A 15,004-nucleotide genomic window follows, 5' to 3' on the forward strand; every position below is an offset into this window, starting at 1 on the left:
CCGCTGTGCGGGGCTTCAGTTGGCAGCATCTTTGTTCACTGGAAGCGGGAGGATCTCGTACAACGCATTTCCATTCTCGAACTCATCGTCATCTTCGAACTCATCCATGGGATAGGTTGCGAAATCATCGGTACAGTTCGCTGCGATCCATTGGATGAATTCGGCTTCGCTGATCTCGTTTCCAACCACCGCCTCAAGCATCTTCGCCGTTTCGATGCCATCGGCAATGTTGAGCCAGCCGTTATCCATCAGGAACAGATCCATGGCGGCCAGCGCAGTGCGTTTATTGCCGTCCCCGAACGCATGCGCCTTGGCTAGCGAGTAGCCAAGGACGCCTGCGAGGCTAGGAACTGAGGGAGCGGGATCCAAGTAGTAGAAATTGCTCTCTACCCGGCCCAAAGCACCCTCAATCTTGCATTCGTCGATGGAGACCAGGCCAACGCCATAGTCTTCCCGCATATCATCGTAAAGAGCGAGGACCGTCTCTACGTCAAGAAATGCAGGGTCAGGCAAAGCGGTAATCAGCGCTTGGCGAGGTAAGCGAGAGCTTCACGACGACGCGTGAGGATGGTGGCGGCCTGGTTGGCCTGCTTCCTGCTGGTGTAGGAACCAGTCAGCGTCTTACCGTCCTTGGACTGGATGACACGGGCGTTAGCACGCGGGCCAGCCATAGGCTTGAGCATAGCGTTCATTTTTATGTGCCCAGAAAGGAGGGGGAGGCATTACATGTGTAATACATGTATGACAAAGGTACAGCGCCACCGTAACTCATGCAAGCAATTGCTGTACACGATTGTTGGCGTCTGCTGGGTCAAGTGAAGAAAATTGTTAAGCCAAATCGGCTCAAAATTTCACCCTTGAAATCCCATCCTATTCAGGAGGCAATTCGGGAACCACGTCACATGGCGCCCTAAAGAAGAGCTAAGTCATTGATTCCTATGGCGCGCCCGACAGGAATCGAACCTGTAACCGCCGGCTTAGAAGGCCGGTGCTCTATCCAGTTGAGCTACGGGCGCCCGAACCGGAACGGTGTCCAATCCGACGTGGCGTGGGATTGGTCGGGGTAGAGGGATTCGAACCCCCGACATCCTGCTCCCAAAGCAGGCGCGCTACCAGACTGCGCTATACCCCGGTCTTGCAATCCCCTCGGGCCGGGCCCGGGGAGTCGTTCATTGTGGCCAAGCACATCGCGAACTGTCAACGCAGGCGAGACCGGTCATGAACCTGCCACGGCGCCATGCGTGGTCATCGGCTATGCTCGCGGTCATCGGCCGGATGGCCGTCCCGACCTTCATTCGCACGGAGAACTCGCATGCGCAGCGGCAACCCGGCTCTTTCCGAGTCGACCTTCCTCGACCTCGCCAGCGGCTCGGTGGTGACCAGCCCCGACCAGGTGATGACCCTCAACGGCACCGCCAACAAGACCGGCATCCTGCTGTTGTTGACCGTCCTGACCGCGGCCTTCGCCTGGAACCAGTCCGTGGACGAGTACGGCCAGGTCATGGCCGGGGCCAAGCTGTATGCCATGGGCGGCGCGATCGGCGGCCTGGTGCTGGCGCTGGTCACCATTTTCAAGAAGGAATGGTCGCCGGTCACCGCACCGATGTACGCACTGGTCGAGGGCCTGTTCCTGGGCGCCGTCTCGGCGCTGTTCAACATGAAGTACCCGGGCATCGTGTTCCAGGCCGTGCTGCTGACCTTCGGCACGCTGGCCGCACTGCTGGTCGCGTACCGCAGCGGCGTGATCAAGGCCACCGAGAACTTCAAGATGGGCGTGGTCGCAGCCACCGGCGGCATCGCCCTGCTCTACCTGGCATCGTTCGTGCTGGGCTTTTTCAACATCAACGTGCCGGTGATCCATGACTCCAGCTGGCTGGGCATCGCTTTCAGCCTGTTCGTGGTGGTCGTGGCCGCACTGAACCTGGTACTGGACTTCGACTTCATCGAGACCGGCGTGGCCCAGCGCGCGCCGAAGTACATGGAGTGGTATGGCGCATTCGGCCTGATGGTGACCCTGGTCTGGCTGTACGTTGAATTCCTGCGCCTGCTGTCGAAAATCCAGCAGCGCTGAGCCGAAACATGCCGTAGACGACAAAGGGCGCCCTGATGGCGCCCTTTGCCTTTCTTCCGTCAGCGTGCCAGCAGCACAGGCAACGACGAGGCCAGCAGTGCGATGCCGGAAGCGGTCAACAGGCTCAGTACGAGCTGCCGGAAGCGCGCCTCGCTGATGCCAATGTAGACCCGCGCGCCCAGCAGGGCCGGCACCAGCATTGCCGGTGCCACGATGGCGAAGTACGGCAGCATCTGCCGGCTCACCAGGCCACTGCCGACGTAAGTGGCCATGGTCACCGCCAGCATTGCCAGGTTGAAGTTCTGGATGACCGCACGTTGCTCGTCCTTGCCGAAGCCACGCAGGGTGCTCCACAGCGTAGGTACCGGTCCGGCGAAACCGCCGATGCCACTGAGCACGCCACCGGCCATGCCAGCGATCGCATCACCGATACGGCCGCCGACGCGGACCGGGGGCAACGAGCGCGCCATCAGCATCACCGGGCACCATAGCGCCAGGAAGCCGCCCAGCAGTGCCTTGAACCAGTCCATATCCAGCTGCGGCAACACCATCACGCCCAGCGGAATGCCGGCCAGCCCACCCAGCACGAACGGCAGCAGCAGGCGCAGATTGAAACCGCGGCGCACGGTGAACACCGCGACCAGCTGCCCGACCAGCGCACCAAACACCGACAGCGTCGCCGCCAGCCGCGGCTCCAGTCCCCATGCCCAGAACGACATCGCCACCATGCCAAAGGCGAAGCCGGACAGGCCCTGCACGAATCCGGCGACGATCGCGCCCAGCGCGACCAGCAGATACACCGACGCCATCACCACCTCGGTTGCTGCCGCGCGACTACCCCGCCGCGCCCACCTGTGCAGCGTAGTGCGCCGCAAGGTGCTCGACCAGCGCACGCACCTTCGGCGCCAGCGCCCGCGCGTGCGGATACAGCGCGAAGTAGCGCCGCTGTCCGGCGTGCCAGGCGGGCAGCACACGGATCAGGCGGCCGGCACGCAGGTCCTCCTGCACGGTCAGCGCAGTGAACAGGCTGATGCCCATGCCAGCCAACGCAGCGGCATACAACGCTGGCGTCGCATCCACCCGCAGGCGCTGCCCCGCCTCGATGCTCGCGGCGGCACCGCGTGGTCCCTGCAGCTGCCAGGGCGACATCGCCGCTGTGGGACTGAAACCCAGCAGCGTGTGCTGTGCGAGGTCCGAAGCCTGCCGGGGCAGACCGTGCCGCACCAGATAGGCCGGTGCGGCGACCAGGATGCGTGGGCAGCTGGCCAGCTCGCGGGCGACCAGCTGGCTGTCCGGCAAGGAAGGCGCGATGCGCAGCGCCAGGTCGAAGCCGCCACCGACGACATCGACCAGTTGATCATCCGCCGACAGGTCAAGCGCGACCTGCGGGTAGCGCTGCAGGAACGACGGCAGCCAATGCGGCAACTCCTGGCTGGCGACCACCTGCGGCACGCTGATCCGCACGATGCCACTGGGCTGCGCCTGCCCTGCGCGTGCGCGGTCATCCGCTTCCTGCAGGCGATCCAGCAGCGCTGCCGCCTCGCGGTAGTAGTCGCGACCGGCTTCCGTCAGTGACAGCCGACGGCTGTTGCGATCGAGCAGTCGAACCTGCAGGTGCTCTTCCAGCTGCCGCAGTTGTCGTGACATCGCCGAATGGGTGGTACCCAGTCGTTCGGCGGCGGCGGTGAAACTGCCTGCATCGACGATGGCGCGCAGCGCACGCAGGGCGGCGAAATGGTCCATCGGCGGGCAGCTCCAGGTGGCGGGGCCCGCGGCGTGCGGGCCCCGTCAGCTTATCAAGCGCCGTCGCCGGCCTTGCGCACCGGCAGTGCCAGGATCGCGTCAGTCGCCATGACATCGCCGAAGGTGTCCTCAATCTGCGCCAGCGAGGCGTCATGCAGCGCGCGATGACCGATGCGCTGGCCTCCGGCAAGATCCAGATCACGGCTGGCAGTTGCATCGGACGACACGATGACGCGGTAGCCACGCGGTGCCGCTGCGGCATCGCGGGCGGCACCTGCCACGCAGGCATGGGTCTGCAGGCCGGTGACGATCAGGGTGTCGATGCCGGCATCCTTCAGCACCTGGTCGAGCACTGCGGCCGAGTCACCGGCGAACACGCTGACGTTGTCCTTCTGCACCACGGTCTCGCCCTTGCGCGGCTGCAGGTCGCGATGGAAGGCGGCATTGACGCTGCCCTGCGCGAACAGCGGCGCACCCGCCGGCAGCACGTGCTGTACATGGATCACGCGGATGCCGTGGGCATCGGCGAACTCGACCACCCGCTTCGCCTGCCGCAGTGCGGCCACGCCATCGGGAATGACCATGCGGCCACCGGCGAAGCCCGGCGCAGCGCTGCCGTCGAAGTATTCGTTCTGGAAGTCGATCACCAGCACGGCGGTCTTCGCCGCATCCAGCGAAGCCACAACGGGTGCGCCAGCCATGTGGCGGATGGTGGGATGGGCCGGTTCGGCAGCGGTGACGGGGGTAACGGTGGCCATGCCGATCAGGCTGGCCAGACCAAAGGCGGTGAGGTTCATGTTCAAGCTCCTGTGCGGTGGAAAGTGGGCACAGGATGCCGATCGCATGGCGCACGAACCAGCCGTGTATCAGCACATGATCTGTGCGAATCGTGCACAGACTGGCATTGTAGGGTCGAGCCATGCTCGACGGCTTTCCACGGGTGCCCCGATCGAAGAGCCGTCGAGCATGGCTCGACGCTACAAGCGCGGGAAAACGCAACGGGGCGCCCGAAGGCGCCCCGCTGTGGATCCAAGCGAAATCGTCCGGCCGCTTACAGGCGGCTGGCGATGGCCTGGGCAAAGCTCATGGTGGTGCCGGTGCCGCCCAGGTCGCCGGTCAGCGAATCCTTGGCTTCCATGGTCGCCACGATGGCCTTGCGCAGGCGCTCGGCGTTTTCCGGCTGGCCGACATGGTCCAGCATCTGCGCCGCTGCCAGCAGCAGCGCGCACGGATTGGCCTTGCCCTGGCCGGCGATGTCCGGCGCGGTGCCGTGCACGGCTTCGAAGATTGCCGCGTCCTTGCCGATGTTGGCACCCGGGGCCAGGCCCAGGCCGCCGACGAGGCCGGCGCACAGGTCGGAGATGATGTCGCCGAACAGGTTGGTGGTGACGATCACATCGAACTGTTCCGGACGCATCACCAGCTGCATGCAGCAGTTGTCGACGATCATTTCCTGGAACTCGATCTCCGGGTACTGCGCGGCGACTTCACGGGCGACATTCAGGAACAGGCCCGAGGTCGACTTGATGATGTTGGCCTTGTGCACGGCGGTGACCTTCTTGCGGCCGGTGCTCTTGGCCAGCTCGAAGGCGTAGCGCACGATGCGCTCGGAGCCCTTGCGGGTGATGCGGGTGCCGGAGAAGGCGGTCTCGCCGTCGGCCGACACTTCCTGGCCTTCGGCCAGGTAGGCACCTTCGGTGTTCTCACGCACGGTGATCAGGTCGACGTTGTCGAAACGCGACTTGGTGTTCGGGAAGGTATGGGCCGGACGCACGTTGGCGTACAGGTCGAAGTGACGGCGCAGGCTGACGTTGATCGAGGTGAAGCCACCACCGACCGGGGTGGTCAGCGGGCTCTTCAGCGCGACCTTGTTGCGCGCGATCGATTCCAGGGTCACCGCCGGCATCAGGTCGCCGTGCTTTTCCAGGGCCACCAGGCCGGCGTCGGCGTCTTCGTACTCCAGGCCAGTCTTGAGCTGGTCGAGCACGAACAGGGTGGCGTCCATGATTTCCGGGCCAATGCCGTCGCCGCGGATGACCGTAATTTTCTGCGTCATTGATCGATGTTCCGAACAGGGGGAAAAACGCCGTCCGGACGTGCCCGGAAACGCCGGCGCAAAGGAAGTTTCACCAGCAATTATGCCTGAGCCGGGGCCGAGGTCCCAAATAGACCATGGTCCCAGTACCCGGCTCAGGCAGAATTGCCCGCGCATCCCACCTTATCCCCGCGCCTGTCGGCGCGCCCCCTTGAACAACAAGGGGGCTTCTGGGCTGTTGGATTGCGGGGAAGGCCCCTCGCAGGCCGGGTAGTGCCGGCCGCTGGCCGGCAACCTCGGCCATTCCGGGTTCAGGGTATGCCGGCCAGCGGCCGGCACTACCCTCAGTGCGCGTGCGCTTCCGGGGCCGCCGCGCCGCCCTCGAGCTGGTCGAGGAAATCGACCGCGCGGCGCAGGTGCGGGATCACGATGGAACCGCCGACCACCAGGCCGACCGAGAAGGTCTCGAAGAACTCTTCACGGGTCACCCCGGCGTCCTTGCACTGGGCGACGTGGTAGCTGATGCAGTCGTCGCAGCGCAGCACCATCGAGGCCACCAGGCCCAGCAGTTCCTTGGTCTTCACATCCAGCGCGCCGGCCTGGTAGGTCTGCGTGTCCAGCGCGAAGAAGCGGCGCACCACCTGGTTCGGCTCGCCCAGGATCCGCTCGTTCATGCGCTTGCGGAACTCGGTGAACTCGGCGATGCGGTCCTTGCTGCCGTCGTCGGCTGCGCTCATGCCTGGCCCTGCCCGGCCAGCAGCGGCTCGAGTTTGCCTTCACGGTGCAGGGCCATCATGTCGTCGTAGCCGCCGACATGGACGTCGCCGACGAAGATCTGCGGCACGCTGGTGCGGCGGGTCAGCGCCATCATCTTCTCGCGCTCGGCCGGGTCCAGGTCGATGCGGACCTCGGTCCACTGCTGGCCCTTGCTCTTAAGGAAGTTCTTGGCGGCCACGCAGTACGGGCAGACGGCGGTGGAATAGATGGTGATGGCGGGGGCACCGCCGGCGGTCTGGGCTGTCACGGGAAACTCCACGATGGATCGACGGTCTACATATGGTACCGGTGCGCTGGAATTTCCACGCCACGGCCGCAACACTGTGGATTAACGAATGGTTGCCCCCCACCCTGCCACGCTTGGCGCGCCCTGCCCGAGGACCTCCTGCTTGCGAGCCCTGCTGCTGACTACCGCCGTCACCCTGGCCCTGGCCATGCCGCTGGCCCAGGCCCAGGAGAAGCTGCCCGACATCGGCTCCTCGGCCGGTGAGCTGCTGACCCCGGCCCGCCAGGCCGAGTACGGCGCGATGATGCTGCGCGAGCTGCGCAACTACGGCTACCTGCTGGATGACCCGCTGGTCAACGACTGGCTGCAGACCATGGGTACCCGGCTCGGCTCCAACAGTGACCAGCCGCGGCAGCCCTACACGTTCTTTGTCATGAAGGACCGCCAGATCAACGCCTTCGCCACGCTGGGCGGCTACATCGGGGTCAATGCCGGCCTGGTGCTGACCGCCGAGCGCGAGGATGAGGTCGCTGCGGTGCTGTCGCACGAAATCGCCCACGTTACCCAGCAGCATGTACTGCGCGGTGTCGAGCGTGCCCAGCGTGACCAGATTCCGATCCTGCTCGGCATGCTGGCGGCGGTGGTGGCCGCGCAGGCCAGCAACAGCACCTCCTCCGGCAACGCGACGATGGCCGCGATCAGCTCGGGCATGGGCCTGATGCAGCAGCGGCAGATCAACTACACCCGCTCCAACGAATCCGAGGCCGACCGCCTCGGCATCCGCACCCTGGCGCGTAGTGGCTACGACGTGGATGCCATGGCCGGCTTCTTCGAGCGGATGTCGGCGGCGATGCGTGGCAACGAAGGCGGCTACAGCGTGCCGGAGTTCCTGCGCACCCACCCGGTCAACATCACCCGCATCAGCGAGGCCAAGGCCCGCGCCGAGCAGATGAAGAAGGACACGGTGCTGCTCACGACCAGCACCCCCAGCGGCGAGCGCAAGGAACGGGTCGACCCGGCCGATCCCAGCCTGGCCGAGCCGCTGCTGCGCGGCAACAACCCGCTGCTGCCCAGCAGCGTGCTGCGCATCCCGATGGGCCAGCTCACCCGCGGAGCGAGCGGTGATTTCGACTGGGCGCGTGAACGCCTGCGCGTGCTCAGCGCCGATTCCACCCCCGAGCTGGAGCGCGAGTATGCGGACATGGCCAAGCGGCAGAAGGACGGCCTGAACGATGCCCAGCGCTATGGCCAGGCGCTGGCGGTGATGCGCAGTGGTCGCGCCGGCGCCACCCAGGCCCGGCAGACCCTGGCGGGCCTGCTGCAGACCCGACCGGACAACCTGTGGCTGGCACTGGGCCTGGGCGAGGCCGAATCACGCGCCGGCCAGGCCGCCCAGGCCAACAACCGCTTCGAGCAACTGCTGCGCGAGCACCCCAACAGCCGTCCGGTGGCGCTGACCTATGCCGAGATCCTGAACGAACAAGGCAGCCGCGAGGCCGGCCAGCGCGCGCAGGCGATGCTGCGGCCGCTGCTGTCGCAAAGTGGTAACGATCCAGTCTTCCAGCAGCGATACGCCCGCGCCAGCGAACTGGCCGGTGACAGCGTGCGGGCCAGCGAGGCCTATGCCGAGGCCGCCTTCCTCAGCGGCCGCCCCGAACAGTCACTGATGCAGCTGCAGGCCCTCAAGCGCAACCCGGCACTGGACTATGTCGGCCGGGCCCGCGTGGATGCGCGCATCGAAGCGATCACCCCCACCGTGCTGGAGCTGCGCCGCCAGGGCGTGCAGGACCCGGATCTGGACCGCCGCTGAGCGCTGCATGACCGGTCGATGGCAATCCCGACCGGTTCCGGCCAGGTAGTCACAAACATGTCATCAAACCGTAGTCTACTGGCACCACTCCAGTAACCGAGCCCTACGGTGTCCTCGTGCAGAAACGCATCCTGATCGTCGATGACGAGCCCGCGATCCGTGAAATGGTCGCCTTCGCCCTTCGCAAGGGCGATTACGAACCGGTCCACGCCGGCGACGCCCGTGAGGCCCAGACCGCGATCGCCGACCGGGTTCCCGATCTGATCCTGCTGGACTGGATGCTGCCCGGCACCAGCGGCCTGGATCTGGCCCGCCGCTGGCGCAAGGAAACGCTGACCCGCGAAGTGCCGATCATCATGCTGACCGCCCGTGGCGAAGAAAACGACCGCGTCGGCGGCCTCGAAGCCGGCGTCGACGACTACGTGGTCAAGCCGTTCTCGGCGCGCGAACTGCTGGCCCGCATCCGTGCGGTCATGCGCCGTGCCCGCGAGGACGACGAGGACGGCAGCGTGGCCGTCGGCCCGATCCGCATCGACGGTGCCGCCCACCGCGTGTTCGCCAACGACCAGCCGGTGCCGATCGGCCCGACCGAATATCGCCTGCTGCACTTCTTCATGACCCACCCCGAGCGCGTCTACACCCGCGCCCAGCTGCTGGACCATGTGTGGGGCGGCAGCGTGTACGTGGAGGAGCGCACCATCGACGTGCACATCCGCCGCCTGCGCAAAACGCTGGAACCGTTCAACGCCGAGAACATGGTGCAGACCGTGCGCGGCGCCGGCTACCGCTTCTCCACTGCCACCTGAGTCTCGTCGTGCCGGCGCCACGCACCCGCGGGTGCCGGCGCCGGCAACTCTGCTATAACCCTCGGTTCACCCCAGTGAACCGCCGCACCTCAACGACGAGATCGCAATGCCCCGCCACATCCGCTCTGCCTGGTTGAAGACCCTGGCCACCGTTGCCGCGGTACTGCTGTTCTCCGGACTGGTGGGGTGGTTCACGGGCCATCTGTGGTTGTGCATCGCGCTTGGCGCACTGGCCACGCTGGCCTGGCATTACTGGCGCCTGCGCAGCGTGCTGCGCCGGCTGACTGCCCGCCAGCGCTGGGACACCGCCGAGGAAGGCACCGGCGTCTGGAACGAGCTGGACCGCCTGCTGTACCGCAACCAGGTGGAAATGCGCGTGCGCAAGCGCCGCCTGCTGGACATGCTGCGCAGCTATCGCGCTGCGGCCGCCGCATTGCCCGATGCGGTGGTGGTGCTGGACCGCAACAGCCAGCGCGTGCAGTGGTTCAACGAAGCGGCCACCGCCCTGCTCGGCCTGCACCATCCCGGCGACCTCGGCGAAGCCCTGGTCGAACGCCTGCAGCCGATGCCGCTGGCGCACTGGCTGGCCGGCGGCCGCAATGCCGAGCCAATCCTCGACGTGCCTTCGCCGGTCGATCCGGCGATCCGCCTGAACCTGCGCCTGATTCCCTATTCGTCGGATTACTGGCTGCTGATCGCCCGCGACGTCAGCAAGCTGCTGCGCCTGGAACAGGTGCGCCGCGATTTCGTGGCCAACGTTTCACACGAACTGCGCACGCCGCTCACCGTGGTGCACGGCTACCTGGACATGATGGACCCGGAGGATTTCCCGGGAACCGGACCGATGCTGGAAGAAATGCGCAAGCAGAGCCAGCGCATGGCCCAGCTGGTGGAAGACCTGCTGACGCTGTCGCGCCTCGAATCGCAGGAACACAGCGAGGAAGAGACCGTGGCCATGCAGCCGATGCTGGCGACCCTGCGCCGCGAAGCCGAAGCGCACAGCCAGGGCCGCCACCAGATCAGCATCGACGACCTGGCCGGCGTTGACCTGCAGGGCTCGACCAAGGAACTGCACAGCGCCTTCTCCAACCTGGTCACCAACGCCGTGCGCTATACGCCGGCCGGTGGCCGCATCGCCGTGGAGTTCCGTCGCGAAGGCGATGGCGCGGTGCTGGCGGTGCGCGATTCCGGTTACGGCATCCCGGCTTCCCACCTGCCACGCCTGACCGAACGTTTCTACCGTGTCTCCAGCAGCCGCTCCCGCGAAAGCGGCGGTACCGGCCTGGGCCTGTCCATCGTCAAGCACATCCTCGGCCTGCACCACGCGCGGCTGGAGATTGAAAGCGAGGTCGGCAAGGGCTCGGTGTTCTCCTGCCATTTCGATGCCGACCACGTGCGCCCGCGCGAGTCCGCCCCCCTGACCTCCATCGAAGAATGACGCCATGAGCAGCCTCGGATCCCTCCCCCTCCCCGTGAGCCCGGACAACGATCCGTTGCGCGACCCGGCGCTCTACATCAACCGCGAGCTGTCGCAGCTGGATTTCAACTTCCGCGTGCTGGCCCAGGCGATGGACCCGCAGGTGCCGCTGCTGGAGCGCCTGCGCTTCATGTGCATCTCCTGCACCAACCTCGACGAGTTCTTCGAGATCCGCGCCGCCGCCGTACGCCACGCGCAGGAATTCGGCCTGCCGCCGGCGCCGGACGGGATGAGCCCGCAGGCCATCCTCAACGCCATCCATGACCGCGCCGCGGAACTGGTGGACCAGCAGTACCGCTGCTGGAACGAGACGCTGCGCCCGGCGCTGATGGAGGCCGGCATCGGCGTGCTCGGCCGCCATTCCTGGACCGATCGCCAGAAGCGCTGGCTGCGTGCGTACTTCCGCAACGAGATCATGCCGGTGCTGTCGCCGCTGGGCCTGGACCCGGTGCACCCGTTCCCGAAGATCCTCAACAAGTCGCTGAACATCGTGGTGGTGCTGAAGGGCACCGACGCGTTCGGCCGCGCCGGCCACCTGGCCATCGTGCGTGCGCCGCGCTCGCTGCCGCGCATCATCCAGCTGCCGGAGAAACTCGGCGGTCCGCAGAACTTCGTGTTCCTGTCCTCGGTGCTGTCCACGTTCGTCGATGAACTGTTCCCGGGCATGGAAGTCCAGGGTGCCTACCAGTTCCGCGTCACCCGCAATTCCGAGCTGGTGGTGGACGAGGAGGAAGTGGAGAACCTGGCGCTGGCGCTGCGCGATGAACTGGTCGACCGCGGCTACCGGCCGGCGGTGCGCCTGGAGATCGCGCAGGACATGCCACGCGACATCGTGCGCACCCTGCTGCAGAACTTCGGCCTGACCGAGAACGCGGTGTACCGCATCGACGGCCCGGTCAACCTCAACCGCATCATCCAGCTGTACGACCTGATCGCACAGCCGGACCTGAAGTACCCGCCGATGACCCCGCGCACCCTGCGCGACAGCGACGGCATCTTCGAGACCACGGCGCGCCAGGACCTGCTGCTGCACCACCCGTTCGATGCCTTCACCGCGGTGCTGGACCTGATCCGGCAGGCAGCGATCGATCCGAACGTGCTGGCGATCAAGCAGACCCTGTACCGCACCGGCAAGGATTCGCTGATCGTCGACGCGCTGATCCAGGCCGCACGCAACGGCAAGGACGTGACCGTCGTGGTCGAACTGCGTGCGCGCTTCGACGAGGAGGCCAACCTGGGCCTGGCCGATCGCCTGCAGGAGGCCGGCGTGCAGGTGGTGTATGGCGTGGTCGGCTACAAGACCCACGCCAAGATGCTGCTGATCGTGCGCCGCGAGGGCCGCAAGCTGCGCCGCTACGTGCACCTGGGCACCGGCAACTATCACAGCGGCACCGCCCGTGCGTACACCGACATCAGCCTGATCACCGCCGATGCGGACATCGGCAACGATGTGCACCTGCTGTTCCAGCAGCTGTCCGGGCTGGCGTCGAAGATGAAGCTCAAGCGCCTGCTGCAGTCACCCTTCACCCTGCACACCGGCATCCTCGGCCGCATCGAGCGCGAAACGCGCATCGCCGCCGCCGGCCGCCCGGCGCGGATCATCGCCAAGATGAACGCCCTGAACGAACCGCAGGTGGTGCGCGCGCTGTACGCCGCCTCGCAGGCCGGCGTGCAGATCGACCTGATCATCCGCGGTGCCTGCACCCTGCGTCCGGGCGTGCCGGGCGTGTCGGACAACATCCGGGTACGCTCGATCGTCGGCCGTTTCCTGGAGCACAGCCGCGTCTACTGGTTCGGCAACGACGGCGCACCGGAGATGTACTGCGCCAGCGCCGACTGGCTGGAACGCAACCTGCTGCGCCGGGTCGAAACCTGCTTCCCGATCCTCGACCCGGAGCTGGCCAAGCGGGTCTACCGCGAAGTCCTGCAGAACTACCTGGACGACAACCTCAACGCCTGGGAACTGGATGCCGACGGCATCTACCACAAGCGTGCGCCCGCCCACGACGAGGCACCGCATTCTGCGCAGATGGCACTGATGCAGGGTCTCTGACCCGGTAGGTGTCGACCAAGGTCGACACCCACCAACAGCCGCGCAGAACGCCGTCCCGGCAGATCGCAGAGAACTGTCGAAGGCGGGGTGGGTCCGGTTGCGGGGGCGTGAGCGCCATGGGCCCGAGGCATGCCTCGGGCGGGTTGGGCAGGACGCCCAACCCCGGTCTTGCCGTGTGCGCACGACAGCGCACACGAGCAAGCGCGACCAAGCCCCATGGACGGGTTCACGGCGTCCCCTGCCATCGGACCCGCCCCGCCATCCCACGGATAGCCCGCTGTTGCTGTTGCTGTTGCTGTTGCCGTTGCTCTGGCCTCTGCGGGTGCAGGGCGCAGCCCTGCCGCACTCCCCTCTTCCAAAATGTGAAGGCCGCGCGGTGACGAGCACACCGCCCCTTCGGCTAACATTCGTCCATGCCGCACACCACCACGACTCCGCCCGCATTGCAGGATGGCGACCTGCTGGCCGCCATCGACCTTGGCTCCAATAGTTTCCACATGGTCATCGCGCGCTACACGCTCGGCCAACTGCGGGTAATCGACCGCCTGCGCGAGACGGTGCGCATGGCCGACGGCCTGGATGGCAAAGGTGGACTCTCCTCCGCTGCCCGGCAGCGCGCGCTGGAATGTCTGGCCCGCTTCGGCCAGCGCATCCGCAATGTACCGCCGCACCGGGTACGTGCCCTCGCCACCAACACCGTGCGCCAGCTGCGCTCGCCACAGTCGTTTCTGGTCCCGGCCGAAACCGCACTGGGGCACGCCATCGAAGTGGTCAGCGGCCGCGAAGAGGCACGCCTGATCTACCTGGGCGTAGCCCACGCGCAGCCACCCAAGCCCGGCCAGCGCCGGCTGGTCATCGACATCGGCGGCGGCTCCACCGAATTCATCATCGGCATGGGCATGCAGACCCTGGAGCGCGAAAGCCTGCAGGCCGGCTGCATTGCCAGCACCCGCCGTTTCTTCCCCGGCGGCAAGCTGAGCAAGAAGCGCTGGAAGGACGCGCTGGCCGAGATCGGTCGCGAGTTCCAGCCCTTCGCCAGCAAGTACCGCGCGCTGGGCTGGCAGGAAGCGTTGGGTTCTTCGGGCACGCACAAGGCGATCAGCGAGATCTGCGCGACGATGAAGCTGAGCAAGGGGGCGATCACCGCCGAGGCCCTGCCGCAGCTGCGCGACGAACTGCTGAAGGCCAAGAAGATCGACGACATCCAGTTGCCCGGGCTGTCCAGCGACCGCCGTCCGATCATCGCCGGCGGCATCCTGGTGCTGGAGGCCGCCTTCCAGGCACTTGGCCTGCAGAAGCTGCTGGTCAGCAAGGCGGCGATGCGCGAAGGCATCCTTTACGACATCGTTGGCCGCGCTGGCGAGAACGACCTGCGCGATGAATCGGTGTCCGCGCTCAGCCAGCGCTACGGCATCGATACCGTGCAGGCCGACCGTGTGCAGGACACCGCGCTGTCACTGCTGGAACAGGTGCAGGAACGCTGGCGGCTCGATGCCGACGATGCGCGCATGCTCGGCTGGGCAGCGCGCCTGCACGAGCTGGGCCTGATGATCGCCCACAGCGGCTACCACGTGCATGGCAGCTACGTGCTGGAGCACTCGGACATCGCCGGCTTCTCGCGGCAGGAGCAGCAGATGCTGGCCGCCCTGGTGCGCAGCCATCGCCGCAGCGTGACCAAGACCGCCTTCGACGCCCTGCCCGAGCGCCTGCTGCTGACCGCACGCCGGTTGGCCGCCCTGCTGCGCCTGGCGGTGCTGCTCAACCGTGCCCATGAGGACGCCCCGCTGCCGGCGCTGGAACTGACCGCCGATGACAACCGCCTGTCGCTGATCGTGCCGCAGGCCTTCATCGACGCCCGTCCGCTGCTGCGCGCCGACCTGATCGGCGAGACCGACGGCATCGCCGGGTTGGGCATCCAGTTCCGGCCGTTCGTGGCCTGAGGCTGCACTCGTTGTTCTCCTACTACGGTGGCTTCGACATCGGCCGTTTCATCTACATGAAATACC

Annotated in this window: 14 protein-coding genes and 2 tRNA genes; 6 read left to right on the top strand and 10 right to left on the bottom strand. The window is 66.4% G+C overall.

Going from position 1 to position 15,004, the window contains the following annotated elements; genetic code table 11:
* Window positions 1-15: 15 nt before the first annotated feature.
* The 4 genes from D5301_RS18950 to D5301_RS18965 form a co-directional block, all read right to left on the bottom strand.
* Window positions 16-513, bottom strand: a complete 498-nt coding sequence (locus D5301_RS18950; RefSeq protein ID WP_153856552.1) for a type II toxin-antitoxin system death-on-curing family toxin — start codon at window positions 511-513, stop codon at window positions 16-18.
* 8 nt (window positions 514-521) lie between these two features.
* Window positions 522-692, bottom strand: a complete 171-nt coding sequence (locus D5301_RS18955; RefSeq protein ID WP_153856553.1) for a hypothetical protein — start codon at window positions 690-692, stop codon at window positions 522-524.
* Between the two features lie 247 nt (window positions 693-939).
* Window positions 940-1,016, bottom strand: a tRNA-Arg gene (locus D5301_RS18960).
* A gap of 39 nt (window positions 1,017-1,055) precedes the next feature.
* Window positions 1,056-1,132 (bottom strand) — tRNA-Pro (locus tag D5301_RS18965).
* A gap of 180 nt (window positions 1,133-1,312) precedes the next feature.
* On the opposite strand from D5301_RS18965, the gene D5301_RS18970 reads away from it, so the two are divergent.
* A complete protein-coding gene (locus tag D5301_RS18970) occupies window positions 1,313-2,071 on the top strand; it encodes a Bax inhibitor-1/YccA family protein (protein WP_110711220.1) in 759 nt (252 codons plus the stop codon).
* 59 nt (window positions 2,072-2,130) lie between these two features.
* On the opposite strand, the gene D5301_RS18975 is transcribed toward D5301_RS18970, so the two are convergent.
* From D5301_RS18975 to grxC, 6 genes are all read right to left on the bottom strand, one after another.
* The gene (locus D5301_RS18975; protein ID WP_153856554.1) at window positions 2,131-2,880 is read right to left on the bottom strand and encodes a sulfite exporter TauE/SafE family protein; all 750 of its coding nucleotides are present in this window, start codon (window positions 2,878-2,880) and stop codon (window positions 2,131-2,133) included.
* A 25-nt stretch (window positions 2,881-2,905) separates the two neighbouring features.
* A complete protein-coding gene (locus D5301_RS18980) occupies window positions 2,906-3,814 on the bottom strand; it encodes a LysR family transcriptional regulator (RefSeq protein ID WP_153856555.1) in 909 nt (302 codons plus the stop codon).
* Between the two features lie 53 nt (window positions 3,815-3,867).
* On the bottom strand, window positions 3,868-4,611 hold the full coding sequence (locus D5301_RS18985; RefSeq protein WP_049400917.1) for a cysteine hydrolase: 744 nt from the start codon (window positions 4,609-4,611) through the stop codon (window positions 3,868-3,870).
* 254 nt (window positions 4,612-4,865) lie between these two features.
* Window positions 4,866-5,870: an isocitrate dehydrogenase gene (locus D5301_RS18990; protein ID WP_014036138.1), complete on the bottom strand. Its 1,005-nt coding sequence runs from the start codon at window positions 5,868-5,870 to the stop codon at window positions 4,866-4,868.
* Between the two features lie 323 nt (window positions 5,871-6,193).
* Window positions 6,194-6,586 carry a carboxymuconolactone decarboxylase family protein gene (locus D5301_RS18995; protein ID WP_032129080.1) on the bottom strand — a complete coding sequence of 131 codons (393 nt, stop codon included), beginning with the start codon at window positions 6,584-6,586 and terminating at the stop codon, window positions 6,194-6,196.
* Window positions 6,583-6,873 (bottom strand): glutaredoxin 3, encoded by a 291-nt coding sequence (grxC, locus tag D5301_RS19000; RefSeq protein WP_004154541.1) that lies wholly within the window; start codon window positions 6,871-6,873, stop codon window positions 6,583-6,585. Before grxC ends, D5301_RS18995 begins: the two co-directional genes overlap by 4 nt.
* Before the next feature lie 88 nt (window positions 6,874-6,961).
* Here grxC and D5301_RS19005 point away from each other — a divergent pair, with 88 nt between their 5' ends.
* From D5301_RS19005 to ppx, 5 genes are all read left to right on the top strand, one after another.
* Window positions 6,962-8,662 (top strand): M48 family metalloprotease, encoded by a 1,701-nt coding sequence (locus tag D5301_RS19005; protein ID WP_194936657.1) that lies wholly within the window; start codon window positions 6,962-6,964, stop codon window positions 8,660-8,662.
* A gap of 116 nt (window positions 8,663-8,778) precedes the next feature.
* On the top strand, window positions 8,779-9,468 hold the full coding sequence (phoB, locus tag D5301_RS19010; RefSeq protein WP_005408258.1) for a phosphate regulon transcriptional regulator PhoB: 690 nt from the start codon (window positions 8,779-8,781) through the stop codon (window positions 9,466-9,468).
* Window positions 9,469-9,574: 106 nt separating this feature from the next.
* The gene (gene phoR, locus D5301_RS19015) at window positions 9,575-10,906 is read left to right on the top strand and encodes a phosphate regulon sensor histidine kinase PhoR (RefSeq protein WP_005412369.1); all 1,332 of its coding nucleotides are present in this window, start codon (window positions 9,575-9,577) and stop codon (window positions 10,904-10,906) included.
* A gap of 4 nt (window positions 10,907-10,910) precedes the next feature.
* Entirely contained in the window at window positions 10,911-12,998 is a 2,088-nt protein-coding gene (ppk1, locus tag D5301_RS19020; RefSeq protein ID WP_153856557.1) for a polyphosphate kinase 1, read from the top strand.
* Window positions 12,999-13,411: 413 nt separating this feature from the next.
* Window positions 13,412-14,938: an exopolyphosphatase gene (gene ppx, locus D5301_RS19025; RefSeq protein WP_110711208.1), complete on the top strand. Its 1,527-nt coding sequence runs from the start codon at window positions 13,412-13,414 to the stop codon at window positions 14,936-14,938.
* The last annotated feature ends 66 nt before the right edge of the window (window positions 14,939-15,004 follow it).

The organism is Stenotrophomonas sp. MH181796 (genome assembly GCF_009659995.1).
In the GTDB taxonomy this organism is placed as follows: domain Bacteria; phylum Pseudomonadota; class Gammaproteobacteria; order Xanthomonadales; family Xanthomonadaceae; genus Stenotrophomonas; species Stenotrophomonas riyadhensis.

Excerpts from the sequence above, each read along its gene's own strand:
- D5301_RS18970 (WP_110711220.1), top strand. The coding sequence starts at position 1,313 with ATGCGCAGCGGCAACCCGGCTCTTTCCGAGTCGACCTTCCTCGACCTC.
- ppk1 (WP_153856557.1), top strand. The coding sequence starts at position 10,911 with ATGAGCAGCCTCGGATCCCTCCCCCTCCCCGTGAGCCCGGACAACGAT.
- D5301_RS18955 (WP_153856553.1), bottom strand. The coding sequence starts at position 692 with ATGAACGCTATGCTCAAGCCTATGGCTGGCCCGCGTGCTAACGCCCGT.
- D5301_RS18990 (WP_014036138.1), bottom strand. The coding sequence starts at position 5,870 with ATGACGCAGAAAATTACGGTCATCCGCGGCGACGGCATTGGCCCGGAA.
- D5301_RS18980 (WP_153856555.1), bottom strand. The coding sequence starts at position 3,814 with ATGGACCATTTCGCCGCCCTGCGTGCGCTGCGCGCCATCGTCGATGCA.
- ppx (WP_110711208.1), top strand. The coding sequence starts at position 13,412 with ATGCCGCACACCACCACGACTCCGCCCGCATTGCAGGATGGCGACCTG.
- D5301_RS19005 (WP_194936657.1), top strand. The coding sequence starts at position 6,962 with ATGGTTGCCCCCCACCCTGCCACGCTTGGCGCGCCCTGCCCGAGGACC.
- D5301_RS18975 (WP_153856554.1), bottom strand. The coding sequence starts at position 2,880 with ATGGCGTCGGTGTATCTGCTGGTCGCGCTGGGCGCGATCGTCGCCGGA.
- D5301_RS18995 (WP_032129080.1), bottom strand. The coding sequence starts at position 6,586 with ATGAGCGCAGCCGACGACGGCAGCAAGGACCGCATCGCCGAGTTCACC.
- phoR (WP_005412369.1), top strand. The coding sequence starts at position 9,575 with ATGCCCCGCCACATCCGCTCTGCCTGGTTGAAGACCCTGGCCACCGTT.
- D5301_RS18985 (WP_049400917.1), bottom strand. The coding sequence starts at position 4,611 with ATGAACCTCACCGCCTTTGGTCTGGCCAGCCTGATCGGCATGGCCACC.